General features: G+C 44.4%; 23 protein-coding genes. 7 read left to right on the top strand and 16 right to left on the bottom strand.

Annotated elements, in window-relative coordinates; translation table 11 throughout:
• Nucleotides 1–298: 298 nt before the first annotated feature.
• Nucleotides 299–877 carry an aminodeoxychorismate/anthranilate synthase component II gene (locus ACED59_RS10510; RefSeq protein ID WP_009848915.1) on the bottom strand — a complete coding sequence of 193 codons (579 nt, stop codon included), beginning with the start codon at nucleotides 875–877 and terminating at the stop codon, nucleotides 299–301.
• 348 nt (nucleotides 878–1,225) lie between these two features.
• Here ACED59_RS10510 and ACED59_RS10505 point away from each other — a divergent pair, with 348 nt between their 5' ends.
• Together ACED59_RS10505 and ACED59_RS10500 are read left to right on the top strand one after the other, a co-directional pair.
• Nucleotides 1,226–1,993, top strand: coding sequence for a cache domain-containing protein (locus tag ACED59_RS10505; RefSeq protein ID WP_241816807.1), 768 nt, complete (start codon nucleotides 1,226–1,228; stop codon nucleotides 1,991–1,993).
• 64 nt (nucleotides 1,994–2,057) lie between these two features.
• Nucleotides 2,058–3,713, top strand: a complete 1,656-nt coding sequence (locus ACED59_RS10500) for a bifunctional diguanylate cyclase/phosphodiesterase (RefSeq protein ID WP_241816805.1) — start codon at nucleotides 2,058–2,060, stop codon at nucleotides 3,711–3,713.
• A gap of 212 nt (nucleotides 3,714–3,925) precedes the next feature.
• Here the strand turns inward: ACED59_RS10500 and ACED59_RS10495 are convergent, their stop codons facing one another.
• The 13 genes from ACED59_RS10495 to pilM all read right to left on the bottom strand — a co-directional run bounded on the left by ACED59_RS10495 (nucleotide 3,926) and on the right by pilM (nucleotide 18,589).
• Nucleotides 3,926–6,520, bottom strand: coding sequence for an ExeM/NucH family extracellular endonuclease (locus tag ACED59_RS10495; RefSeq protein ID WP_029223755.1), 2,595 nt, complete (start codon nucleotides 6,518–6,520; stop codon nucleotides 3,926–3,928).
• 385 nt (nucleotides 6,521–6,905) lie between these two features.
• The gene (gene trpS / locus ACED59_RS10490; RefSeq protein WP_016796005.1) at nucleotides 6,906–7,922 is read right to left on the bottom strand and encodes a tryptophan--tRNA ligase; all 1,017 of its coding nucleotides are present in this window, start codon (nucleotides 7,920–7,922) and stop codon (nucleotides 6,906–6,908) included.
• A 175-nt stretch (nucleotides 7,923–8,097) separates the two neighbouring features.
• Nucleotides 8,098–8,784, bottom strand: a complete 687-nt coding sequence (locus ACED59_RS10485) for a phosphoglycolate phosphatase (RefSeq protein ID WP_017096555.1) — start codon at nucleotides 8,782–8,784, stop codon at nucleotides 8,098–8,100.
• A 102-nt stretch (nucleotides 8,785–8,886) separates the two neighbouring features.
• Nucleotides 8,887–9,561 (bottom strand): ribulose-phosphate 3-epimerase, encoded by a 675-nt coding sequence (gene rpe, locus ACED59_RS10480; RefSeq protein WP_029222055.1) that lies wholly within the window; start codon nucleotides 9,559–9,561, stop codon nucleotides 8,887–8,889.
• Between the two features lie 197 nt (nucleotides 9,562–9,758).
• On the bottom strand, nucleotides 9,759–10,610 hold the full coding sequence (locus ACED59_RS10475; protein ID WP_017096553.1) for a Dam family site-specific DNA-(adenine-N6)-methyltransferase: 852 nt from the start codon (nucleotides 10,608–10,610) through the stop codon (nucleotides 9,759–9,761).
• A gap of 69 nt (nucleotides 10,611–10,679) precedes the next feature.
• Nucleotides 10,680–12,197, bottom strand: coding sequence for an SPOR domain-containing protein (locus ACED59_RS10470; RefSeq protein ID WP_017096552.1), 1,518 nt, complete (start codon nucleotides 12,195–12,197; stop codon nucleotides 10,680–10,682).
• Nucleotides 12,198–12,276: 79 nt separating this feature from the next.
• The gene (gene aroB / locus ACED59_RS10465; RefSeq protein ID WP_009848908.1) at nucleotides 12,277–13,365 is read right to left on the bottom strand and encodes a 3-dehydroquinate synthase; all 1,089 of its coding nucleotides are present in this window, start codon (nucleotides 13,363–13,365) and stop codon (nucleotides 12,277–12,279) included.
• A 24-nt stretch (nucleotides 13,366–13,389) separates the two neighbouring features.
• Nucleotides 13,390–13,908, bottom strand: a complete 519-nt coding sequence (gene aroK / locus ACED59_RS10460; protein WP_009848907.1) for a shikimate kinase AroK — start codon at nucleotides 13,906–13,908, stop codon at nucleotides 13,390–13,392.
• 176 nt (nucleotides 13,909–14,084) lie between these two features.
• Nucleotides 14,085–15,803 carry a type IV pilus secretin PilQ family protein gene (locus tag ACED59_RS10455; protein ID WP_017096551.1) on the bottom strand — a complete coding sequence of 573 codons (1,719 nt, stop codon included), beginning with the start codon at nucleotides 15,801–15,803 and terminating at the stop codon, nucleotides 14,085–14,087.
• Nucleotides 15,804–15,838: 35 nt separating this feature from the next.
• Nucleotides 15,839–16,357: a pilus assembly protein PilP gene (locus tag ACED59_RS10450; RefSeq protein WP_029223753.1), complete on the bottom strand. Its 519-nt coding sequence runs from the start codon at nucleotides 16,355–16,357 to the stop codon at nucleotides 15,839–15,841.
• Nucleotides 16,344–16,973, bottom strand: coding sequence for a type 4a pilus biogenesis protein PilO (locus ACED59_RS10445; RefSeq protein WP_017096549.1), 630 nt, complete (start codon nucleotides 16,971–16,973; stop codon nucleotides 16,344–16,346). The genes ACED59_RS10450 and ACED59_RS10445 overlap by 14 nt, the downstream gene beginning before the upstream one ends.
• A complete protein-coding gene (locus ACED59_RS10440) occupies nucleotides 16,966–17,580 on the bottom strand; it encodes a PilN domain-containing protein (protein WP_017096548.1) in 615 nt (204 codons plus the stop codon). Before ACED59_RS10440 ends, ACED59_RS10445 begins: the two co-directional genes overlap by 8 nt.
• Nucleotides 17,564–18,589, bottom strand: coding sequence for a type IV pilus assembly protein PilM (pilM, locus tag ACED59_RS10435; RefSeq protein WP_029223752.1), 1,026 nt, complete (start codon nucleotides 18,587–18,589; stop codon nucleotides 17,564–17,566). Before pilM ends, ACED59_RS10440 begins: the two co-directional genes overlap by 17 nt.
• 151 nt (nucleotides 18,590–18,740) lie before the next feature.
• Between pilM and ACED59_RS10430 the strand changes: the two genes are divergently transcribed.
• Nucleotides 18,741–21,299 carry a penicillin-binding protein 1A gene (locus ACED59_RS10430; protein ID WP_017096546.1) on the top strand — a complete coding sequence of 853 codons (2,559 nt, stop codon included), beginning with the start codon at nucleotides 18,741–18,743 and terminating at the stop codon, nucleotides 21,297–21,299.
• Between the two features lie 110 nt (nucleotides 21,300–21,409).
• Here ACED59_RS10430 and oxyR read toward each other — a convergent pair whose 3' ends face one another.
• Nucleotides 21,410–22,303, bottom strand: a complete 894-nt coding sequence (gene oxyR, locus ACED59_RS10425) for a DNA-binding transcriptional regulator OxyR (RefSeq protein WP_017096545.1) — start codon at nucleotides 22,301–22,303, stop codon at nucleotides 21,410–21,412.
• Between oxyR and ACED59_RS10420 the strand changes: the two genes are divergently transcribed.
• The 3 genes from ACED59_RS10420 to ACED59_RS10410 all read left to right on the top strand — a co-directional run bounded on the left by ACED59_RS10420 (nucleotide 22,302) and on the right by ACED59_RS10410 (nucleotide 24,995).
• Complete coding sequence (locus ACED59_RS10420) at nucleotides 22,302–22,481, top strand: hypothetical protein (protein ID WP_017096544.1); 180 nt, start codon at nucleotides 22,302–22,304, stop codon at nucleotides 22,479–22,481. The genes oxyR and ACED59_RS10420 overlap by 2 nt on opposite strands.
• Nucleotides 22,482–22,525: 44 nt before the next feature.
• Entirely contained in the window at nucleotides 22,526–23,254 is a 729-nt protein-coding gene (locus ACED59_RS10415) for a glutathione peroxidase (RefSeq protein ID WP_017061133.1), read from the top strand.
• Between the two features lie 274 nt (nucleotides 23,255–23,528).
• Nucleotides 23,529–24,995 carry a dihydrolipoyl dehydrogenase gene (locus ACED59_RS10410; protein WP_017096543.1) on the top strand — a complete coding sequence of 489 codons (1,467 nt, stop codon included), beginning with the start codon at nucleotides 23,529–23,531 and terminating at the stop codon, nucleotides 24,993–24,995.
• A gap of 315 nt (nucleotides 24,996–25,310) precedes the next feature.
• Here the strand turns inward: ACED59_RS10410 and ACED59_RS10405 are convergent, their stop codons facing one another.
• Nucleotides 25,311–25,658 (bottom strand): RidA family protein, encoded by a 348-nt coding sequence (locus ACED59_RS10405; protein WP_004729674.1) that lies wholly within the window; start codon nucleotides 25,656–25,658, stop codon nucleotides 25,311–25,313.
• 87 nt (nucleotides 25,659–25,745) lie between these two features.
• On the opposite strand from ACED59_RS10405, the gene ACED59_RS10400 reads away from it, so the two are divergent.
• Nucleotides 25,746–25,994 carry a DUF3624 domain-containing protein gene (locus ACED59_RS10400; RefSeq protein ID WP_029223751.1) on the top strand — a complete coding sequence of 83 codons (249 nt, stop codon included), beginning with the start codon at nucleotides 25,746–25,748 and terminating at the stop codon, nucleotides 25,992–25,994.
• Nucleotides 25,995–26,135 lie beyond the last annotated feature (141 nt).

Genomic DNA, 26,135 nt, shown 5'->3' with positions numbered 1-26,135 from the left:
GTCACTACCTATGACTATTTATGCATCAATTAATCTGTTTTATGAAGCTTTTTTTACCTAAACGCATAACCAGTAATAGCAAAGCCTTACTGGCATTGCGGTATATAGGGTTCGAGACGAAATAAGGCGAATAATTTTGCATAGGCTAAAAACTTAGCCTGAAGAGAGAGAAATGTTATAAAAAGTGATCGGCGTCAGAGGAGTAAGAGACGCGTAGCGCCCGAATTTAAACGCTTAACGAATGGGGTAACAGGTTTAACTGGCTTATTTAGACGCAGAAAGAGTCAAATTTAAACACTCAGCGTGCTAGGAAGTTAGCGAGAAGCTGGTGTCCTTGCTCTGTTTTAATCGACTCAGGGTGAAATTGTACGGCATCAATCGGTAAGGTTTTGTGTTGATACCCCATGATCTCATCCATGCTGCCATCTTCAAATTCCGTCCAAGACGTCAGTTCAAAGCAGTCAGGCAGCGTGCCATTTTTCACCACTAGAGAATGGTAACGTGTCACGGTTAGAGGGTTATTCAACCCCTGAAAAACGCTCTTGCCATTGTGACGTATTGGAGAGGTTTTACCGTGCATCACTTGTCTGGCTCGCACTACTTCACCACCAAAGACTTGAGCAATGGCTTGATGACCAAGGCACACACCTAAGATAGGCAACTTACCCACGAAGTGTTCAATGACTTGCAGAGAGATTCCCGCATCATCAGGCGTACAAGGGCCTGGCGAGATAACAAGATGGCTAGGATTCAGCGCTTCAATGCCCGCAATATCAATCTCATCGTTGCGAACAACTTTCACAGTGACCCCTAACTCACAGAAATACTGATACAAGTTATAGGTAAAAGAGTCGTAGTTATCGATGATAAGTAACATGGGTCGAAATCGTTTGCTAAATACTAAATGATTGGAAGATATAGGGGCGGTATTGTGCAATATAAAGCAAGAAAGGCAAGTGAAAATGATAAAAAGAAAATCAGCTTTCGCTGCCCTGATAACTTTACACTACAAATACATAAACGTTACTGGCAATGAAGCCAGAGTGATCCACTTTGTCTTCTCAAGACATAGATGTCTCCCATCCCTGCCAAAGTTCCCATAAAAATTAAACCTTATAAGTTGCGGGTTTTTTATGACATGGTTCTTTTTTTGTGAAAAATAACAACTCAATGAATAATTGTTTGAGTTATCATTAGCGTGAATTTACTGACCTTTAATAGAAAAATGAAAGAGAACAAGCTCGTCTACCTAATTCGTTACATACCGACTATAACTGTGGTTCTATTCTCTATTATCGTCTTTTCGTTATCGGTCAATGATAGTTATCGACGAACCAATCAAGAAATCACTCACATAGAGTCCGACATTGTTGAAGAAAAAAAAGCCTATTTAAAATCTCAAGTCAGCTATGTCAACAAGCAGCTCAACTACTTAGAAGAAACAACAATAACCACACTACGCGACAGTATAAAAACTCATACTCTCCGCACTCACTCGATACTAAATCAACTGTACAAAGACAACCCACAATTAAGTGAACAAGAGTTTACAACCTTGGTTCGTTCGAGTTTGAAAAACTACAGATTCAATGACGGTCGTGGTTACCCTTTTATTTACCACCATGATGGGACTGTTATTTTCCACCCTATATTTCCTAGCTCCCAAGGAGCTTCCCGATGGGACTATAAAGATGCTAAAGGACACTTTATTGCTCAGGAATTAACCAAGAAAGCAATTAAAGAAAAGGAAGGCTTTCATAAATGGTGGTTTATAAAGCCGAATACATTCGCAAAACAGTATGAAAAAATCGGCTATATTGTCAATTTCTCGCCATATAATTGGTACATAGGTACAAGTGACTTTATTACAGATGTCCAGGCAGACATTCAAAGTGACGTGCTCGAATGGTTAAGTCAGCTTCAAATTGGTCAACAGAGTAACTTCTACGTTATCGACACTAAAGGCGATGTGCTAGCTCATACCACCCCCTAGCTTTATTGACACTAATATCCATAACATTCAAAACATACACTTCCGCACTCAAGCAGTCGCGCTGTTGGAACAATCGGATGTCTATGTTAGACACTTAGCTGCCGACAATCACTCGTTAGAAAACCTTAGTTATGTCATCAAAAATAGTACTTGGGGCTGGACGATAGGCGCGAGCTTTAGTGTCACTGCATTAGAAAGACTTGTAACTAAAAAAAATGCCGAGTTGATTGAAAAAAGAAATGATGAGCTCAATCGCTTAGCACTCATGTATAGCATAGTCGTTCTATTAGTCGGACTACTCTCATATTATGTAAGCACTCTAGTTTCTCGTCGCTTTGAATCTTATCAAGCTGAAATTCAATCTGACTTTGAAAAGCTCTGTACTGCAAACAGCACGCTGAATCACTTTGCTAATCATGACCAACTGACTGGGCTTTTTAATCGACACTTTTTTGAAGTCTATATGGAGAAAGAGCTGGCCAAAACTCAATCAGATGACGATAAATTTCTTGTCTGTTTTATTGATGTAGATAACTTTAAAAACATCAACGACTACTACGGACACAGTGTTGGGGACGAACTCTTAATACAGATATCTCAAACGCTTAAAAAAGTATGCCCTAATTTTTCAGAAGTGTTCCGGTTCGGAGGTGATGAATTTATTGTTACTTTCCCTGATCTAAACAGCCTAAAACAGGCAGAAAGCGTCATGAAACTATTTCATGATGAACTTGCGACCAAGTATCAATGCTTTGAGCATGAATTTGATATCAGTTTTAGCTTAGGTGCCGCCTTGTATCCCGATCACGGGCGCACTGTCGATGAGTTACTCGCAAGCTCTGATATTATGCTCCATTCTGTGAAATCAGAAGGCAAAGCAAACTGTGCTATTTTCTCATCAAAAACCTCTGCGAAAAATCAACGTAAGTTTCTGATTGAAGACAATTTACTTACCGCTATAGAAAGAAGAGAAATTTATTTAGATTATCAGCCTCAGTATTGCTTACAGTCTGGAAGGTTATGGGGAATCGAAGCGCTAGCTCGATGGAAAAGCCCAACATTGGGTAACGTTTACCCTGATGAATTTATCTCCGTCGCTGAAGTCAGTGGTCACATACGCGCATTAGGTTGGTATCTTATTGAATTAGCCTACCAACAGTATTCAGAACTCGATTTTCCAGACGATGCTCCTATTTTACTGGCACTGAACTTATCACCAGTTCAAATTGGTGAAACAAACTTTGCTGAAAATATCATTAAAATAACAGAGCGCTACGGTATAAACCCATCCCATATATGCCTAGAAGCCACCGAAGGCATCATGCTAAAAAATCCGGAAGAGGTAGCAAAAGTTGCGTATCAACTTCGTAGTAAAGGGTTTCACTTGGCCTTAGATGATTTTGGTACTGGGTACTCTTCGTTGAAGTATTTGTCATTACTTCCTATTCATGAAATTAAAATAGATCGTAGCTTTATTTGGCAACTTTCAGAATCGAATACCGCTCATGAACTATTAAAAAGCATTGTCGCAATTGGGCGGTCTACAGGAACAAGAACCGTCGCTGAAGGTGTCGAAACCATTGAACAACTAGAATATGTGAAACAATATGGATGTGACATTGTCCAAGGGTACTTATTTTCAAAACCGGTATCACTGGAAAAAGCGGTACAAATACGCCAATACGACCTTGAAAAGATGGAATCATACCAATCACAGTAAGCAAGTGTTCAAAAATAGCGCAGGAAAAAAGCTTGAGAATAAGGCGGATTTTTTTGATAAGTAGTTATTCTACAATCAAAAAATCTAACGACGTTATCTAGATTTTTAACAAGCTAGGGTGAACAGTTATTTACTACGATTGGTATCAATGAGTAGCTAAAATATAAACCGCTACCTATAGGTAGCGGTTTATTATGACTCAAAAAGCCTTATTACTTACGACGACGCCACATTGCTAAGCCAAACAATGACATCAGTGCACCGAAACCAAACGAACCTCCGACTTTAAGCTCAAGAACTGCCGGATCATGATCCGATGAACGGAAGTGATCTTGGTACTTCGGCAAATCACCTTTGTACTCTTCGTTGTAATCAAGCAGCTTCGATTCACCGCCATTGATGTGCCAGTCAGTCGCATCCACCACCATGTCTTTCAGGCTGTCGCTGATCAACAGATGATCCAAAGCGCCAACTTCGTCATTGTATGAGTAGCTCCAACTGTCTGGGTGCTTTTGAGCCACGGCATTAATGTAGCCGTAGTTCTTAGTAATCACCGCACCGTTATCACCAAACTGCTCGACACCGTCAATGTAGGTGTTACGCGCCGCTTTGATTTGCTTACCGTATTTCTCTTCAGAGTAATCCGTCAGTACCAGCATTGGGTCTTCCATGCCGTACGAGTTCATATCACCCAGAATCACTTTATGGCCTTTGATGCCGTCTAGCGCTTCACCCAATGCAACCGCAGCTGCAACACGGAAGTTCTCACATGAACCTTGCTTGTCGGCATCAACGCCACCTTGACCGCCCTGTTCGACAGGGGCTGCATCTTCCCAACACTTAGAACCTTTCGATTTAAAGTGGTTAATCGCAACGGTCAGTTTCTCTTTAGTGCCTTTGACTTTAAAAGTTGGCGCCAATGAGTCACGTTGGTAGTTCTTACCGTCTTCAATCACCTTGCCAGAATCGTCTAACACTTCTGGTGCTTGTTGGCTTGGCATCGCGATAACACGGCTGTCTTTAAGCTTAACCACTTTCTTACGGTAGATAACACCTGTTGTAATGACGTCAGTACCAATCGAGTCCATCTCGTCGGTTGCGCCATCTTCGTTAGAGTCCACGGCCACAAAGGTATAACGGTCTTTCTTACGCTCAATGCGATCATTCAGTTGGTTTACAAGCTGCTGAATGGCAGAGCCTTCACCAAAACCGTTGTTCTCAATTTCCATCAAACCAATGATGTCGGCATCTAGACGAAGAATCGCGTTCACAATCTTCTCTTGCTGCATCTCAAACTCAGTGATGGTGTTCGCGCCACGGTTGTTGCCGTGTTGGTTCGCGTCACCGCCAAATGGAGAGTTAAAGTAGTTCAATACGTTGAAGGTCGCGATACGTAGATCACCTTCATCCATATCAGGCTTGTCAGTACGTGGGTCATTACGTACAAAGTTCTCAGCCGAGATCTGGTTGGTTGTCACTAAGCGATACTCGCCGTAGCTGTAAGTCAGCACGCCTTCTAGGCCAACAATGGTGTCATCAATACGGATGTAGTCTTCTGTTGAACCATCTTGGTCAATATCGGTACGGCCAAAGTCTGGATAGAAAGGAACCTGTCCGTCACCGGCTTTTTGATCAGTTTCAACAAAAAGACGACGATCTGCGTTATCTTTAGTTTGCTGTTTCGCATCTTCAGAGCCAGCTGCAGATAACTGGTTCGGCTGCATGTTAATACGCTCATGTGCCAGTACCATGTTGTTACGACGACCTGCGTAGTCATAACCAAAGGTACGCGTTACACGCATATCAAGCGCTTCGGTTGTTTTCACCAACATGCCTTCATGGCGTTCAAGCGTTACAGCGAAGTTCTCGTCACTGTCTAAGGCTTCAATTGCTGTCGCTTCAGGCGCTTGTTGCTCGCCCTGCTTAAGCCATTGGTTGTTTTCAACTTTAAGCTGAGTATGACTGTAATACTCTTGAACCTTACCTTTCACACACACTACATCGCCCGCAGCCAGTTCTGAACTCGATTGATTGGTGTGAATAAATAGGCCTTCAGAAGTGCTTGAATTGAAGTCGTCATCAAGCGCTTGCAGGTAGAAACCTTTGGTTATGCCAGTAGTGACTGCACTTACCACACCTTTGACGAAGTATTCATCGTCAGTGATGTATGGATAGCCATCAATGAACGGTGATGTTGCGCCTTCACCTTGGATCTCTTGAATAGTCGTGAATACAGGAGCAGAGCCATCTTGTGTACAGGCAAACGCGTCAGGCAACTCTACATTGTCTAGTGAACCTAGCCCTTCAATACTGTCCTTAGGTAACGATACCCATTGCGAAGCATCAAACGTCGCAGAAGGTGTTTGTTTAGCACGAACCAAAGTAACATCTTTACCCCAGTCCACATCGCCCATCAAACCGACAACATCGTGCACCGAACCATCTGAATTCAAGATAGCCAGCGGGTCGTCACCATTGTGATTAGCAATCGACGCGTTAAGAATATCAGCCGCCACTTTAATTTCGTCACTTGCACTGGTGTGCGCAACCACAAGAACTTCACCGGGCGCTAAAATGTGGCCGTCTAAAGGTAAAGTGGCACCCCATGCTCCGTTACCATTCGCAGACTTCGCCAACGAGTAACCATCTAAATTAATGCTGCTATCGCCGTTATTGGCAATCTCAACCGCTTTGTTATAGCTGCCGCCTTCCACATATTGTGAAATAAACAAATCAGCGTGTGCGCTTGTGGTTAGCAAGCTACCAATTGCCACTGCTAGCAATGAAGGTTTGTGTAAAAGAGCCATCCGTTTCACCTGAGTTCATCGATTTATAGTTACTGCCATCTAAGGGCAGTCATGTATTTTGTGGTAACTATCCGGTTTATTTATGTAAGGAATAAGTCAGTTAGCAAGAAAATGAGGAACTTATCACTTTGGAATCATCAATTGTTTGGCACGTTTTATATTTCCAACATATATAGAAACAAGAGTGACTTTATAAAGCTTGAGGATACCAAATAAGATCACCTGCACAGCATTAGTATGATGAATGTGTTAGCTAGATAATGCTTAAATTATCAATTCAAACAAGAGATTTACTGGGAAGGTAAATGGAGCGGGCAATAAAAAGCCCAAAGTAAACAGAGTCTACTTTGGGCTGAAATGTTTAAACGAGTCGTTTTAGTTCACCCTATGGGCGAGTAACAAAACCTACTGCTTCGTATGCTTTTTTCAGTGTTACTGCAGCACGCTCAGAGGCTTTTTCAGCACCGGCTTTCATTACTGCGTCCATGTAAGCACGGTCAGCACGGATACGGTGGTATTCAGCTTGAATTGGCTCAAGCATCTCAACCAGTGCAGCGCCGACATCTTTCTTAAACGGACCGTACATTTCAACGCCTTGGTACTGCGCTTCGATCTCTTCAAACGTTTTACCCGTCGCAGCTGAATAAAGACCCATTAAGTTAGAGATACCCGCTTTATTTTCCCAATCGTGGGCAATACGTGGTGGCGTTTCTGCATCGGTTTGCGCTTTGTTGATCTTCTTGATGATCGACTTAGGCTCTTCTAGCAGAGTAATCACGTTCTTACGGTTGTCATCCGACTTAGACATCTTCTTCGTCGCATCTTGCAGGCTCATTACACGTGCATTCACTGTTGGAATGTAAGGTTCAGGTACTTGGAAGATTGGCGTTTCAGGACCGTAGATGTTGTTAAAGCGAGTTGCGATATCACGCGCCAACTCTAAGTGCTGTTTCTGGTCGCTACCTACAGGTACTTGGTGAGCGCCGTAAAGCAGAATGTCTGCAGCCATCAACACCGGGTAGTCGTATAAACCTACGTTTACATCATTTGAGTGACGCGCAGACTTATCTTTAAACTGAGTCATACGGCTCAGTTCACCCATTTGCGTGTAACAGTTAAGAAGCCAACCAAGTTGAGCATGCTCTGGTACGTGTGACTGAACAAATAGCGTGCTCTTCTTTGGATCAACACCGACAGCAAGACAGATTGCTAATGCGTCTAGAGTCGCTTCGTGCAGTGCTTTCGGATCTTGGCGAACCGTAATTGCGTGAAGGTCTACAACACAGTATTGGCAATCGTAATCATCTTGCATCTGTTGCCATTGACGTAGAGCACCCAAGTAGTTACCGATACTTAGTTCACCAGATGGTTGAACACCACTCAATACGATGGGCTTGCTCATGGTTTTAATTCCTTTGCTTGTAGCTAAGCTCGTTAACTTAGTTTCTTAACCTAGTATCTGAAAAACTTAGCTTCTTAACTTTAAAATAGAAAGCCGCACAGCTCTTTCTGCGCGGCTTATCCAGTGTACTCATTGATAAGTATTTTGCTAGTGGGTTAGCTAACTTTTGTCCGCTTTATGCTGAAACTAGAACAACATCGAGTAATTGCGCAATGTTGTCTGCGACATAGTCAGGGTTAGAGGCAGAGATAGATTCACCGTGATTGTAGCCATAAGTCAGACCAAACGAGTGACAACCTGCATTCTTCGCGGCTTTAATGTCGTTGCTTGAGTCACCAACCATCAACATCTCTTCTGCTTTCACATTGTGCTTTTCTAGCAGCCAGTTCAGCGCGACTGGGTTCGGTTTTTTCTCAGGGAAAGAGTCACCGCCAAGTACATCGACAAAGTACTTATCAATACCGTGTTGCGCGAGAACGTCTGGCACAAACTTCGATGGTTTGTTAGTGACCAATGCCATAGTAAAGCCCGCTTTGTGCAGCTCTGCCAACGTCTCTTTTACTGATGGGTAGAGATGGCTGAGCTTGTGGCCGCCCTGCTCGTAGAAATCATCAAACAAGATACGTGCTTTTTTCAGCAGCTCTGGTTCTAAGTTCGGATCCACGGTTAAGTCACGACTTAATGAGCGACCGATAAGCACGTCAGCACCATTACCAACATAGTCACGAACTTGTTCTTCACTCACAGAAGGGAATCCCAACTCCTGACAAGCTTGGTCCGCAGCGACAGCCAAATCAGGAACGCTATCTAACAAGGTTCCATCCAAATCAAAGGCAATCAGTTTTATTGAGCTTAATGACATCTTACTTTCCTATTTATTATGTTCGCCTTATGAGTTGAGCTCCAAGACGTAAAAAAGGGGCCAATTAGCCCCTTAATATTCAATCTATCTGTAGTTTTACGATTATGCGTTTACTTTTGCAAGCTCTGCACGCATCTCATCAATCACTTCTTTGTAATCTGGTTGATTGAAGATAGCGGAACCTGCAACAAACATGTCTGCGCCCGCTTCTGCGATTTCACGGATATTATCTACCTTCACGCCGCCATCAATTTCAAGACGGATATCACGGCCTGATTCGTCAATAAGTTTACGAACTGCGCGCAGCTTATCAAGAGTGTGAGGAATGAAAGATTGACCACCGAAGCCTGGGTTCACCGACATTAGTAGAATCATATCGACTTTATCTAAGATGTAATCAAGGCAAGAAAGTGGCGTGGCTGGGTTAAGTACGACACCCGCTTTACAGCCGTGTTCTTTGATTAACTGTAGAGTGCGGTCAACGTGCTCAGACGCTTCAACGTGGAAGGTAATCATTGATGCGCCGGCTTTAGCAAACTCAGGTACGATGCTGTCTACTGGCTTAACCATTAGGTGAACATCGATAGGAGCTGTGATGCCGTAGTCTCGCAATGCTTTACAGATCGGTGCACCAAAAGTCAGGTTAGGTACGTAGTGGTTATCCATCACATCGAAGTGCACAACGTCGGCACCGGCTGCGAGTACTTTTTCAACGTCTTCACCAAGACGAGCAAAATCTGCAGACAAAATCGATGGAGCGATTAGAAAATCTTTCATACCAAACCTCTTAAGAGTGAGTAAATTGCGAATATCACCGCCTTGTGACCTCTCATACACAAGTACAAGACTCAATCCCAAGACTATTTGGTGTGCAATTCTACCTAAGCACCTAAGCAGATCCTAGCAGTTCGAAAGATTAGTTTAAGAAAGTACCCGTGGGTCACTCAATTTAATGAGTTCGAGGATTATGCTGACTACGACAATTCTGTTGAAGCAGGTTGCTGGTTTTTCTCTTTATGGAAAAGCGCCAGTAACTCATCAACTTTATTGCGCCCTGCGCCATTACGGCTAATGGTGCGCTTCACCTTTACCACGTTCAGTTCCGCACCATGGTATAAACGACGCGTTAAGGTGGTGTCATGGTTTGAAATCAAGACAGGAATATCGCGTTCCATCGCTGCTTTTTCAGCGACATCCGCCAGTGCAGCTTGGTCATCTAAGCTAAAACCATTACCTGCGTAAGAGGTAAAGTTAGCCGTGTTCGACAGCGGTGCGTATGGAGGATCACAGTAAACCACGCAGCCTTTACGCGCGCGGCTAAAAGTTTCATGGTATCCCTCACAGACGAAGGTGGCTTTTTTCGCTTTCTCAGCAAAAAACTCTAGCTCGGCTTCAGGGAAATAAGGTTTTTTATAAGAACCAAACGGAACGTTAAAACCGCCCTTCTTGTTGTAACGACACAAGCCATTGAAGCCAAATCGGTTCATGTACAAGAAAGCTAACGAGCGATACATAACGTTATCTGTACCATTGAACTCAGCGCGAACATCTAAGAACACTTCTCTACGGTTATTCTCCGGACAGAACCAACGCTTCGCTTCAGTGATATAGGTTTCAGGATCGGCTTTAAGTAGATTGTATAGGTTGATAAGATCAGGATTAATATCTGCAAGTAGGTACTGTTCAAAATCAGTATTCAGAAATACTGATCCGGCACCGACAAACGGTTCTACCAATTTACGAGCAGGTGGCAGGTGACGTTGGATGTCTTCAACTAGGCCATATTTACCACCAGCCCATTTTAGAAAGGCACGCTGCTTTTTCATTTACTGCTCTATCTATCAACTCAAAAATAAGGCTGCGGAATGTAACATATTTTGAGGCTAAGCTCAGGGTTATTTCGCACGTTCTATCTCTCGATGCACTTGATTCATCGATTTTGCCCAAGGTTCCAACTGTTGAAGTGGTTTTGATAACGCACTTGCCGCATCTCGCGCCACTTGAATCGTTGGGTAATCTTGATAAGTGATAATAAACCACTTGGTGTCGTTACGAAGTGTTGGGTAAATACGAACCTTATTCTCAAGCTCATACTCTTCAATGAAAGATTGTACATCTTCCAATGATGTCATCGCACTCAACTGCAGGGTATAAGCGCGCGGCGAGATAGCTTGTAGCTCTTCGCGTGCAAATGAGAATGTGATTTTTTTTGTCGGAGGTGCTGATTGTGTTAGCTCTGAACCTTCATTCGTTGCCGGCAATGACTCACGTTCCACAACATCAGGCTGCGGGATAACGACTGCATCTGTCTTTTCTTCAACTACAGCTTCAATTGCACTGGTATCAACACTCTCAGGTTTATCATCAAGCAAAGCATCGACCACATCAGAGGTGATCACCACACGTTGCTGATCTTGTTCTACCTGACCAACACTGGCTGTCTCTTCAACCACGACCGGCGGCAGAGAAGAGCTGTCATCGTCAGCACCTTGATAACTCATATCAACTTCGGCTTCAGAATCGACAGTTCCGTCGATTGTGGCTTGCTCAGTTGCATTTTCCACTTCCAACGTTGGAATAACTGTCTGCTCAATAGGGGCGATAATAGATTGCGCTTTATCGTCAGGCGTTGGTTGATTAAACATCCACCAGTAACCGCCGCCGATAACAAGCAACAACAACGCCACCACAATCGCAATATTGATAGGTGAACCAATGATTGAGCGAATAATAATCCTTTTTTCCACTTTCAATTCTCCTAAGGCCATTAGCTCACCGGGCAAAGGTTGCGCTTTTTTAAATGCATTTCGCACCCGAGATTCTGACTCATCATCGACATATCGAATCACCAGTGACTCAAAGAAATGTTCAGCTTCTGGTTGCGAAAGATCATCGATCTCAAGGGCGATAGGTTTGTGCGGCTGACCGTAACTAAGTCGTGTTAATAGCGTGTCTAGGTGACCAGTTTGCGAGAACAGAACGATATTAATCGTCCATTGAGGGTTTGATTGAGATTCAAGTACCAACATCCATAATTCTGATACCAGTAGCTCAGACAATCGGTGGGCGTCATCAATGACAATAAGCACATTACACGTATCTCCATCCAGTAACCTAGCAAGGCTATCAGATAAAGAATCATGTTGATTAAAGAGTGGGTCAGAAACAATCTGACTAAGAATAAGTGCGCGGCGCTGTTGATCGTCTTGGCTTGGGTGACAAAGCAGTAAACACTGATTTTTTTCTGTCGACCATGCTTCAAGATAACGCTGAGCTAACCAAGATCGGCCAGAACCCGTTTTACCAGCAACATTTACAAAGTTTGAACCAAAGTTAGTTAAAAGCTGTAAACGCTCTAGCAACTCAACTTGAGACTCTAACTCCAATACTCTTAAATCATGAGCCAAACTCATTGGGGATCCCTACTGATAAGTTCGATCTGTAAAGCGCTTCAGTTGCCTAACTTTTAGCTAGGCAACCTCACAACCGAATTTAAAGAGTACGGCAGAAATCAATCGCTTGTTTAATGATGTCTTGAGGTACATCAGCAACCACTTCAGCAGTACCAATACTTGTTGGTAATACCAGACGCAACTGACCAGACAGCACTTTTTTATCGCGCATCATGTGCTTCATAAAGTCTTCAAAAGACATGCTTTCTGGCGTATGGATTGGTAGTTTCGCATTCTTGAGTATAGAAATAATTCGCTCAAGTTGCTGCTGAGAAATCAGTCCCTGTAATTGGGCGGTTTTTGCTGCCATTACAGTGCCTGACGACACAGCTTCACCATGTAGCCAATTACCATAGCCTAGTTCTGCTTCAATCGCATGACCAAATGTATGACCTAGGTTCAATAACGCTCTGATTCCTGACTCTTTTTCATCGATAGCAACCACTTCAGCCTTAATTGCACAACAACGAGCAATCGCGGTAATCAGTGCGTCTTCATCAAGTTGATACAGTTTCTCTAGATTCTGTTCCAACCAGCCAAAAAAGGCTTCATCGTAAATGATGCCGTATTTGATCACCTCAGCCATACCCGCTGCAAACTCACGCTCTGGAAGCGTTGATAGGCAGTTAGTATCGATGATGACAGATTTTGGTTGGTAAAAAGCGCCGATCATATTCTTGCCAAGGGGATGGTTCACTGCAGTTTTACCACCTACAGAGGAGTCCACTTGAGAAAGAAGGGTCGTCGGGATTTGAATGAAATCAATACCGCGCTGGTAGCAAGAGGCAGCAAAACCGACCAAATCACCGATAACACCACCACCCAAAGCAATCACCACCACATCGCGGCTGTAATTTCCTTCAAGCATGTAGCTCATCACTGAGTTGAACGTTTCAAGTGTTTTGTATTGCTCACCGTCTGGCAACTCTAAAAGAGATGTCTGACAGCCGACTTGATCCAATAGCGATAAAATTTTATCAGCATAAAGAGGCGCTACTGTCACATTACTGATAACAACAACTTTCTGCTTACCTGATAAAAAAGAAAGGTACGCCGGGTCTTCAAATAACCCGGCGCCAATAGAGATAGGGTAGCTACGCTCAGCTAGATTGACCGTAATCCGTTCCATGGGTTTGCTCTCCGAAAAATGAACTTAACGTTCTTCTAGCATTTTTACGATCTGGTTGGCTACCACTTTTGCACTTTGGTCGTCAGTACGAACTGTGTAGTCCGCCACTTCTTCGTATAGTGCGTTGCGAGATACAGCTAGATCTTCTAGCACATCACGCGGGTTGTCTGTTTGAAGTAGAGGGCGTTTCTTGTCGCGGTTAGTGCGAGCAAGTTGCTTTTCAATTGTTGTCTCTAGGTATACAACAATGCCTCGTGCAGATAGACGGTTACGGTTTTCTTTGCTCAGCACTGAACCACCACCTGTCGCAAGAACAATACCTTGTTCTTCTGTCAGATCGTTGATTACAGATTCTTCGCGCTTACGGAAACCATCTTCGCCCTCAACATCAAAAACCCATGCGATGTCTGCGCCAGTGCGCTCTTCGATCACAGTGTCAGAGTCTAGAAACTCCATATGAAGTTGGGAAGCTAGGTGTCTACCAATTGTACTTTTGCCGGCGCCCATTGGGCCAACAAGAAAAATATTGCGTTTCTCAGCCATGTTTTTAGCAGTAATTTACAACGTTAATTCAATGACATCGCCACAAGGTAGGTCAGTACAAGTACTGAAATTAAAAGGCCCGTGGCACCGATTCCTCACAGATAATTCGTGATAAGACCCGAAATTATCAAGGTTAGGTGCCACTAATGCAACTTTATTTTTAATCTAATTGCTCATTACTGAATCACAACTTTAGGTGTAACAAAAATAAGTAGTTCACTTTTGCCTACATTTTCATAGCTACGACGGAACAATGCGCCAAGAACAGGAAGGTCTCCTAACAGTGGAACTTTATCAACTTGGCTGCTCACACTGTGTTGAAAAATACCACCTAACACGACCGTTTCACCATTATTAACAAGTACTTGCGTTCCAATTCTTTGCGTATCAATAGCGACAGCTTCACCGGTGCCGGTTTTCACCACTTGCCCCGGTCTATCTTGAGTCACGCTCAAATCCAATACCAAACGATTGTCGGGTGTGATCTGCGGAGTCACCTTGAGACTCAATACCGCTTTCTTAAATGCGACTGAAGTAGCACCACTTGAAGAAGACTCTAAATAAGGGATTTCAGTACCTTGCTCAATATAAGCGGGTTTTTTATTGGTGGTAATTAAGCGTGGGCTAGAAATAATCTCTGCTTTCGACTCTTGTTGCAGTGCTGACAATTCAAGATCAAGCAAGGTATCAGAACCCAGCTTGGCTACCTGAAACGCAATACTCGACGCGCTCGGGGAAGTTGCTCCTAAATTAACGTTGAGGAAATCGTCAATCGCACTATTCCCACCATTATCGTCATACGGTGTAATTTGCGATGGATGGTTGCCCTCTATCGAGCCGCCAACTTTGAAGCTTCCGTTGGTCGAGGAAACGCCCCAACGCACTCCTAGTTCATCAAGATTACCCTCAGTAACAGTGACAATACGTGCTTCTATCTGAACTTGCTTCACGGGAATGTCTAGCGATTCAATAATACCTCGTATCACCGCAATGTTTTCTTCCAATTCACGGATCAACAGGGAGTTAGTTCGCTCATCAATGGTAATCGAGCCTCGCTCGGACAACATGCTTACCGCCCCTTCCCCACCAATCATGTCGGCAATGTCGGTGGCTTTGGCAAAGTTAATCTTGATGATTTCCGACTTGAGTTCACCTAGCTCTTCTTCCAAACGAGATTTCTCTAGCGCTTGTTGCTCTCTAAGGTCGAGATCAGCTTTAGGTGCCACCAAGATAACGTTGCCATCAACACGCTTATCCAATCCCTTAACTTGCAAGATAATGTCGAGAACTTGCTGCCAAGGCACACCATCTAAACGTAAAGTCAGATTACCCGTGACTGAATCAGAAACAACGAGATTGAAATCGTTGTAATCAGCAATAAGCTGCAAAACATTACGTACAGGGATATCTTGGAAGTTAATCGATATCACCTTGCCTTCTTTTTCTAAAACATTTTTCTCTATTGTCACTTCATCAATAGTAGGCCTACTGATCATTACCTCAATAAAGCGACCTTTTAAGTTGTATTCATATTGATAGTCACCAGCGATCGTTGCCAACAATCGCGTACTGGGCGTTTCCTTATACACCTCAATACCTTCAACTGAGGTCGCGAAGTCCTTCACATCCAGGAGGTAAAGCTTATCGTCATTCACCTGAGTATTGAGTAACTCGATACTTAAACCTTCCTGAGCACGTTGAACATCCACCACAGCAGTGCTGGTTGCCAATTCGATAATGATGACGGCGTCTTTCTCCTTGTTGACCCTAAAATCAATATTTTCCAATTGATTTGGCAAGCTCTCGGCATAGCTGAACACGCTAACCACCAACATCACAGACACAACTAGGCTTTGCAGCCCTTTGTTTATTAACTTACTTAGTCCTTTAATCATATTTACATCTCATATCCACATCATGTGACATTGGTTTACTTCAGAGCGAGCTTAACGTTGCGCTTATGCCAACAACCTAAACCATCTGGAAGGGTTTCATTAATCTGTACGTACTGGCTCGTCACCTTAGTCACTCGACCATTATTTAAGCCAATAAACTGACCTTTTTTCACATTGACCACGTTCCCTTTCGGGGTTTGTACTAACCCTGAAACGCTTGTTCCACTGCCCATTACGCCTCTTAAACGCAGCTTACTCAGCGGGTATTTTTCTAGCTTGCCATTGCGAGAGCGTGCGTTCGGCTGCCAACAATCTTTCTTCACCAAGGGTTGGTTTTGTACGATGGCTTCTTTAGGGAGCTCAAAGGGAGGACGAAAGGCGTGGCGTTGATAAGTTGCGGCCAAGAACTCCGTTTCTGGGACAAGTTTTTCTACCTCTTTTCTCGCCTTAGCTTCAACTTGCCTCACAAAATCTTCTAACGAATCCTGATTGGCTTTACAGCCTGAAAGCACAAGCAGTAACAATAGGGACAAAAGGACGCTACTGAATTTCATCATTCACCTCCGATTTAAACTGATAGGTGTAAGCTCGAACCCTGAAATGTAGCGTGCTACTTTCTTGACTGACTCGCTGCCAATTCACATCATCGAAGCTAATAATGCGCGGCAGTTTTGCGATGGCCGCGGAGAAATCGCCAATCTCGTGGTAATCACCGGTTAGCTCAATATTGAGGGGTAACCGATAAAGGAATTCCTTGTTCTGCTTTTGCCCCCAATCAATGCGCGTAAAGGTTAGCGCATTATCCAAACCAAGTTCATTCACTGAGGCCAACATACTGGCGAGCTCCTTTTGAACTGGCAACTGTTCTAGCAGATAGTCGTAGCGACTGGTTAGCTCATCCAACTGACTCTGAAGCTTAGGCAAAGCCGCAACCTTGTTCGCTTTTATCCTTAATGTTGCTTTCAAAGTCTGCTCTTGCTGCTTCATCTGCTGCAGTTCATCGTCTAAAGGCAGCACATACAGCCAAGTCCCGACACCTTGGATTAATATCATCAGCAACAGAATAACGAGCAGTTGGGGCAACAACGGCCATTCGGTAATCTCATCAGCATCGAGATCTTGCAAGCTCACACTATTTTGCCAGCTAATCCTACTTTTAAGGTTAGCCATGATTTGCCCCCTTCTCTTTTCTGCTTGCGGTTGCGCTCTCTGCGGTTGTGTTTTCTAAAGAAACAGGGCTAAACACAAAAGAGACCTTGAAGGTCTGAAACTCTTTATTGAAGCGCTTTCGGTTATGGATAATAGAGTGCATCTCGACCCCTTTAAGAGAATCAGAACGCTCTAGATTGTCCAACATTGTGGCGAGGCGAGCCGTACTGTCGCTGATACCTGCCATCTCAATCTCCTGACCATTCATCTTCATCTTGTCGACATACACGCCCTCAGGAATCAGCTCCGGCATTAGATTCATAAAGTCGGTGGTCTTATTACGGCCAAGCTGTAACGACTCCACGACATCAAGTCGAGTCAGAATGGCTTTGTGTTCTTGTTCTGCAACTTTTAACGATTGAATTTGTCGGTCGAGCTCGGCAATGTATTGATTAAGATAATTGAGGCGAGCTTGCTGTTTGGCTTGTTGACCCTGAAAATAGTGACCAACCGCCCATTGCCCTGTAAGTACAATGATGACGCCAAGAATGACTAGGTGGATAAAACGCTTCTTGTGCTGAGCGCGAATCTCATCACGCCACGGCAGCAGGTTAATTTGATGCAACATGCTTCTCTCCTTGCCACTTGAGTCCACTCATCGCCATACCCGCGGCAATGCCGTAATGTTGCCAGTTCATCGGCAGTTGGTGCCGCTTCGCCACCTTGTTCTCAAATAACGATAAAGGATTGAGCGATTCACAACTCATCTGAAAATGGCGCTCTAGATCTTCAACTACCATCGGAATGCTGGCTCCTTCGCCCATCAGCCAGATCCCGGATATCGGCTCAAGTGCATTCACTGAGGAATAGAGTTGCAACTGCCGCTTAAGCTTTTCAACCAAATTGACAATAAACCGATGTGTCTCCTCTGCGTTGCCGAACACATCTTCTGTATAACTCGGGCTGTCAGCGCCGCGAAGATCTTGAGTACCAAAGGCGATGTCTTTATAGAAAGGTGCTGAATCCTGCGGGATAATGCCTAACGACGTTTGGTCAACTCCTACGTCCACCAGCAACCAGTTACTTTTTTCAGGATAAAGGCGTGAAGCCAACTGCCAAATATTGAGCAGACCATGTGCTTGGGTGTCGATGACAACAGGTTTAAATCCGGCTTTATTTAAAGCATCCGCTCGACTGTCTACAACTTCCTTACGAGTCGCATATATCTGATAGCTACTTGTCGATCCTTTACCAAATCGTTTGTCTTCCAGCTTTACAAAATCTAAACTCAGCTCCTCGATAGGAAAGGGAGATTGATGAGCAAAGGTTTGATAGATAGAAAACTCCTTTTCTCTGTCTTCTAAATCACTCTCTATTTGCAGTACTTTGCTGATCACCGTGTTATCGGGTACCGAAATGGCGACGTTGCGACAGCCAAAAGGCAGTCCTTTCCTAAGTTCTTTAAGTTTCTTAACAGTTTTCTGATACTCCAAAGTATGGTTAGCTGTAAAAATGTCGTCCGAAATCGGCAGCTCTTTGTATCCCACTAGGGCATACAACTCCCCCACGGGTTTTAGTACCACGGCTTTGATGCTGTGATGATTTATATCTATACCTGTAATTAATGATGAACCCATGTGACCTAGCTCCTGAAGTGCCAAGCATTTCGTTGATTATCTAGGGGTTGTGATTATTAGTTAAATAAGCGTTAATAAACGAAAGCTAAGTTTTTAACCTAGAGTACAAGGGTTTGCTGCTTATCAGCCTTAACTAATCAGGGATTATCCGGTGAAGTTCATAAAGCGATTATTCATATTTACATTGATTTGCATGATTCTTGGAGTCAGTACAATTTTCGGGTTTTACTATTACGTAAAACCAGAGTTGCCTGATGTTGCCACTTTGCGTGACGTAGAACTCCAAACGCCAATGCAAGTCTTCAGTCAAGACGGTAAATTGATCTCTCAATTTGGTGAAAAGCGTCGTAATCCAGTGACTTATGACGAGATTCCTCGCCACCTAGTTGAAGCTTTGATTGCTACCGAAGATAGCCGCTTCTACGAGCACCCTGGTATTGATCCAATTGGTATTACTCGAGCAGCACTCGTGGTTGCTATGTCCGGTTCAGCCAAACAAGGGGCGAGTACCATAACTCAGCAGCTTGCGCGTAACTTCTTCTTATCTAATGAGAAAAAGATTATGCGTAAAATCAAAGAGATCTTCATTGCGATCCACATTGAGCAACTTCTTAGTAAAGAAGAGATCATGGAGCTTTACGTAAACAAGATCTTCCTTGGCCACCGTTCATATGGTTTCGGCGCAGCAGCGCGTGTTTATTTTGGTAAGGATCTTCCTGAGCTCACCTTAAGTGAATTGGCTACGCTTGCGGGCATGCCAAAAGCACCTTCAACTATGAACCCTATTTATTCTGTTGAGCGTGCGACCAACCGTCGTAACGTGGTATTACGTCGTATGCTAGACGAAAAATACATCACTCAATCAGAGTACGATGAAGCTCGCAGTGAAGAGCTTATCTCGAAATATCACGGTGCCGAAATTGAACTGAGCGCGCCGTATGTAGCAGAAGTTGCACGAGCTTGGATGGTTGAACGCTATGGTGAAGCCGCTTACACATCAGGCATGAAGGTTTACACGACCGTTGATTCAAAACTGCAAAAAGCAGCGAACCAAGCCGCGATTAAGAACCTACTTGGCTACGATGAACGCCACGGTTACCGTGGTGCTGAAAAAGTATTGTGGCAAACGGCGCAGTCGGCTTGGGATCAAAAACAAATCGTTAAGCACCTTAAGTCTCAACCAACCTATGGTGACTTAGTACCAGCAGTTGTAACCGCTGTTGATTCGAAAAGCGCTCAAGTTTGGGTTAAGAACCAAGGCGAAGGCACTATCGAGTGGCAAGGCATGAACTGGGCGCGTAAATTCCTAACGGACAACCGCCAAGGTCCAGCGCCTTCTCAAGCGAAAGAGATTTTGGCTGTTGGTGAGCAAGTTTGGGTTCGCCATGAAGCAGTAACCGGCGATGAAGTATCTGAAGAGCCTACCGAAGAAACAACAACTGAACCTGAAACACCGGTTGTATGGCGACTAAGCCAAGTGCCAAATGCAAACACCGCGTTTGTTGCCATGAACCCTAACAACGGCGCAGTATTGTCGATGGTGGGTGGCTTTAACTTTGTACACAACAAATTCAACCGTGCGACCCAATCTATTCGTCAGGTGGGTTCTGGTATCAAACCATTTATCTACTCAGCAGCGATTGAAAAAGGCTTAACGCTAGCCTCACTGATCAACGATGCGCCTATCAATCAATGGGATAAGAGCCAAGGTACGGCATGGCGACCAAAGAACTCACCACCGACCTATGTGGGTCCAACTCGTTTACGTATTGGCTTAGCTCAATCTAAAAACGTAATGGCGGTACGTGTACTGCGCGAAGTGGGCTTGGATGATACTCGTAACTACCTAACTCGATTTGGTTTTGATATTGACGAAGTACCGCGTTCTGAAACCATTGCTCTGGGTGCGGGTAGCTTAACGCCAATGAAGGTAGCACAAGGTTACTCAGTATTTGCGAATGGCGGCTACTACGTTGAACCTTTCTACATCAGCCGTATTGAGACACCATTTGGTGAGACTGAATTCCAAGCGACACCGAAAGTTGTGTGTAAAGACGATTGCCAACAGCCAATGACCTCAGATTCAATGGCTAATGAGTTTGCAGAGCAAGATGTGGATGCCCAAGTACAGTACGCACCTCAAGTGATCACTGAGCAGAACGCGTTCCTTGTTCGTGAAATGATGTACAGCAACATCTGGGGTGGCGGTGATTGGAGCGCAGGTACGGGTTGGAACGGTACAGGTTGGCGTGCACAGCCGTTGAAGCGTCGTGACATTGGCGGCAAAACGGGAACCACCAACGATTCGAAAGATACTTGGTACAGCGGTTACGGCCCTGGCATGGTTGCAACGGTATGGGTTGGTTTTGATAACCACAACCGCAACCTAGGCAGAACCAAAGCGAACTCGAACCTTGGTAAAAATCAGATTACTGGTGCAGAAGCTGGCGCAAAAACAGCAGAACCGGCATGGGTTGATTTCATGGGTACGGCGTTAGCGGGCGTTCCTGCTGAGCGTAAAGAGATTCCGGAGAACATCGTCCGTGTTCGTATCGACCGTGAAACTGGCTTACTGACCAACAAGTTCGATAGCTCATCAATGTTCGAGTACTTCGAAAAAGGCACAGAGCCAACCGAGTACATCACTGAACGTTTCAATGACGACATCTACTCAACCTCATCAGGTGAAGCAGTAGAAGAACTGTTCTAACTAGGGTTTGTAGAACCTAGTAACATGAACCAATAAAAAGGGTTGATATGCATTCATATCAACCCTTTTTTTATATCTATATCTGACAGACTAGGCTCTAAACTCAAGCGCTAAGCCGTCTTCTCCAGTTGAGTTCGAATCGTCTCAGCCAATTGCTCGAAACGTCCCTTCAATGGAGAGCCCGGACGGTAAGCCACGACAATTCTACGTGAAGGTGTTGGATTCACTGCTGGCACGTAACACACACCATCTTTCTGCTTTTCCTTTGGCACCGATAACTGAGGTAGTAAGGTAATACCCGCCCCCGCCGCGACCATGTTACGCAGCGTTTCTAAGCTGGTTGCCTTAAAGCGCTCATCGTCTTTCGCACCCGCAGCAAAACAGAAGCCCAAGGCTTGGTCTCTTAAACAGTGACCGTCACCTAGCGCCAGTACGGTTTGTCCATTTAGCTGCAGCATATCGACAGTGTCTTGCTGAGCCCACTCGTGGTCACATGGAACAGCAACACTTAACGGCTCGTCATACACATCAATCTCTTTGAACACCGCGGTTTCATCAACCGCAGCCAGTACCAAGCAATCCAGCTTGCCATCTTCAAGTTGGCTCACTAATTGATGAGTCTGCGCTTCATGCAGGTAAAGCTCAAGATCGGGAAAGCACTCTTTAAGATGAGGAATGATCTTAGGTAAAATATAAGGGCCAACGGTCGGAATAAAACCAATGTGCATCGGCCCCGTCATCGCTTCACCGTGTCCACTTGCCATATCTTTAAAAGTCTTTACTTCATTGAGAATACGCTTGGCTTGTTCAACAAGTTGTAACCCTGATTCTGTAAATATTACCTTCCTTGGACTACGCTCGGTTAACTGAAGTCCAATTTCATCTTCGAGTTTGCGTATTTGACCGCTTAGTGTCGGCTGACTGACAAAGCACGCTTCTGCCGCTTTTCGGAAGTGTTTATGCTCTGCGAGCGCCACCAAGTATTCAAAGTCACGAATGTTCATGATCAGTCTCTTACCTCAGGTTTTAATAAGAACAAGGGTTCTAATAGAAACATTTAAAAGAAAAATGCTCTTGATAGAATTTACCTATCAAAACCATAACATCAAACGATTAGAGCTATCAAAGGATTTATCTAATAATGGGCTCAACGAAACGAAACAGAGCGAAGAAAAACGTTAAGCTCTGATAGAACAAAATTAAAAATACTATTTAAGGAAATCAATATGTTTGCATCTAAAGAAGGTCAATCAATCCCTCAAGTAACATTCCCAACTCGCCAAGGTGATGCATGGGTTAACGTAACGACTGAAGAGCTATTCAAAGACAAGACAGTTATCGTATTCAGCCTACCAGGTGCGTTTACGCCAACATGTTCGTCAAGCCACCTTCCTCGTTACAACGAGCTACACTCTGTATTCAAAGAAAACGGTGTTGATGACATTCTGTGTGTTTCAGTAAACGACACATTCGTAATGAACGCTTGGAAAGCAGACCAAGAAGCGGAAAACATCACATTCATCCCAGATGGTAACGGTGATTTCACAGACGGCATGGGTATGCTAGTTGAGAAAAACGACATCGGCTTCGGCAAACGTTCATGGCGCTACAGCATGCTGGTTAAAAACGGCGTGGTAGAAAAAATGTTCATCGAAGAAGACGTACCAGGCGACCCGTTCAAGGTTTCTGATGCTGATACTATGCTTAACTACCTTGCTCCTGAGCACAAAGAGCAAGAGTCAATCACAGTATTCACTAAGCCAGGCTGTCCTTTCTGTATGAAAGCAAAACAGAACCTAATCGACAAAGGTCTGAACTACGAAGAAGTGGTTCTAGGTAAAGATGCAACAACAGTAAGTCTGCGTGCAATCTCTGGTCGCACTACCGTTCCTCAAGTATTCATCGGTGGCAAACACATCGGTGGTAGCGAAGAACTAGAAACTTTCCTAGGCTAATCGCTTCATCGCCGATATAGGCTTAGAAGTATCCGCTAACCCACCCTCTTGTGGGTTAGCCATTCCAAACACTCTTATCTAAGTTTTGGAAAAAAGAATATAGCTGGTGACTCGCCTGTCTTTTACTAACCTATAGTTAGTAATAAAAGCAGAGTCACAAGCTAAACCTAATAAAACAGAATCACAAAACTGACCCACTATCCTGACTCTCAAGAAATCACCAGAGTTGGAGGGGTTCGTTCAAACCAAATTTAGCCATTGCGAGAAAATTATTATGAAACAAGTCAATGTAGATGTAGCAGTTATCGGGGGCGGTACGGCAGGTTTAGGTTCTTACCGCGCTGCAAAAGCACACACTGACAGTGTTGTGATGATTGAAGGCGGCCCTTACGGTACAACCTGTGCTCGTGTTGGTTGTATGCCATCCAAACTGCTTATTGCAGCAGCGGAAAGCGTACACCAAATCGAGAAAGCTCCGGCTTTTGGCGTTCACCCACAAGGTGATATCGTGATTAACGGCCGTGAAGTGATGGACCGAGTGAAGTTTGAACGTGACCGTTTTGTTGGTTTTGTTTTAGAAGGTGTTGATGAAATCCCAGAGCAAGACAAGATCTCTGGTTACGCAAAATTTTTAGACGACAACACACTACAAATTGATGACCACACGGTTGTCACCGCTAAACGTATTGTTATCGCGACCGGCTCTCGCCCTGCATACCCTGCCGTTTGGAATGAGCTTGGTGATCGTCTGATCATTAACGATGACGTGTTCAGCTGGGATGACTTACCAGAATCGGTTGCCGTATTTGGCCCTGGTGTTATTGGTCTTGAGCTTGGTCAGTCACTGCACCGCTTGGGTGTAAAAACAAAACTGTTCGGTTTAGGTGGTCAAGTTGGTCCAGTTACCGACCCAGAGATCATGGCTTACGCAGATAAAGCCTTCAATGAAGAGTTCTATCTAGATGCCGACGTGAAAATCGAAAGCATGAAGCGCATTACCACTGAATCGGGTGAGGCTCGCGTTGAAATCCAGTTCATCAATAAACAAGGTGAATTAGAAACTAACGTCGTTGAGTACGTACTGGCAGCGACAGGCCGTCGCCCTAACACTGACAAGCTTGGCTTAGAGAATACCTCTCTAGAACTTGATGAACGTGGTGTGCCAATCGCAGACCACTACACGCTACAAACATCGCTACCATCAGTATTTATCGCTGGTGATGCGAGTAACCAACTGCCTCTACTACATGAAGCAGCAGACCAAGCGCGTATTGCGGGTGACAATGCAGGTCGTTTCCCAGAAATTCGTGCAGGCCTACGCCGCTCTAAAATCTCGGCGGTATTCTCTGACCCGCAAATCGCGATGGTTGGTGAAACCTACAAAGAGATCATAACCCGCTTAGGCACATGTGGCTGTTTCGCAACGGGTGAAGTGTCTTTCGAGAACCAAGGTCGTTCTCGAGTGATGCTACGCAACAAAGGTATTCTGCATGTTTACGGCGAGCAAGGTACAGGTCGCTTCCTAGGTGCTGAAATGATGGGACCAAACGCGGAACACTTGGCTCACTTATTAGCATGGGCACACCAGAACAAGATGACGGTTTCTGAAATGCTAGACATGCCGTTCTACCACCCAGTAATCGAAGAGGGTGTGCGAACAGCGCTACGTGACCTCAATGCGAAACTGCACCTAGGTCCAGAGATGGTGAAACACTGTCTGGATTGTGGTCCGGGTTGTTAATCTCAGGCTATCGTTAGTCAGTTAACAAACGCTAGATACTAAAAAGGAAAGCCAGTGGCTTTCCTTTTTGTTTTTGGCAACAAGTAAACTATAGATTCCCGATTACGCTCCTTCGTCGCTCTCGGGAATGACAGCTATTTTCATACACGTCTAGGCGAAGCTAACCAGAATAGCGGTGCTCTTCAAACGCGTCTAAACTGAAGCAAATCAAAGTGACGCATCAGCTAAACCAAAACTAAACTCGTCATTCCAGAACCGCGGGACGAGGTATCTGGAATCTCTTGAAGCCATTGCTTATAGCTAAAGGCTTAGCAATTACTTCTCAGCAGCAATCACAGAGATCTCAACAAGTAGCGCTTCACGAGCCATATCACCCGTTACACATGCGCGAGCTGGAGCGTGACCTTCAGGAACCCATGCATCCCATACTGCGTTCATTTCTTGGAAGTCTTTCATGTCTTTCAAGTAAATCGTTGCTGACAGCATATGCTCTTTATCGCTGCCCGCTTGCTCAAGTAGGGCTTCCACTTTATCCAGCATCGTTTGTGTTTGCTCAGTGATGTCTTTGGTTGCATCAGCACACACTTGGCCACATAGGTAGATAGTGCCGTTGTGTTTCACAATACGGCTCATGCGTTGTTTGGTTTCTTGACGCTCAATCATCGACTTTCTCTCTCTGTGTCACCGTGATCCAATATCTTGTGACGTGTTATTATCAAGGCAACAAGCATAACGCGAATCAAACCCAAGATGACATGCATTCATTGCAATAAAAGTGAAAAAATCCGTAACAAACTCGGCCGCTGCCAGCGCTGCATGAATCAGCTGATGGTGTTGTCGATTTTAAGTTGGGGAGCATGGTGGGTATTTTTCAGAGAAGACCCAAAAACCATCAATGCCATCGCCTTGATGATGGCCGCTTTCGCGTTCAGTGGGTTGCTGTCGTTGCATTGGATAATGAAATTTGTCGTGCTGCCTTTAAGGAACAAAAAGCGTTAACAGAGAGACGTTGCTAGATAAGCGATAAAGGCCAGACGCCCAATTAAATGCCCCTACTTAGCAAGCTCCCATCATTTCCCAAACAGCAGATAGAAAAAAGCCCCAGAACCAATCGATTCTAGGGCTTTCTTAGAAAATTCT

The sequence above is a fragment of the Vibrio sp. FF266 genome (assembly GCF_041439695.1).
Classification (GTDB): domain Bacteria; phylum Pseudomonadota; class Gammaproteobacteria; order Enterobacterales; family Vibrionaceae; genus Vibrio; species Vibrio tasmaniensis_A.
Note: the sequence above shows the minus strand (reverse complement) of the source record. Positions and strands in the feature narration are given on the sequence as shown.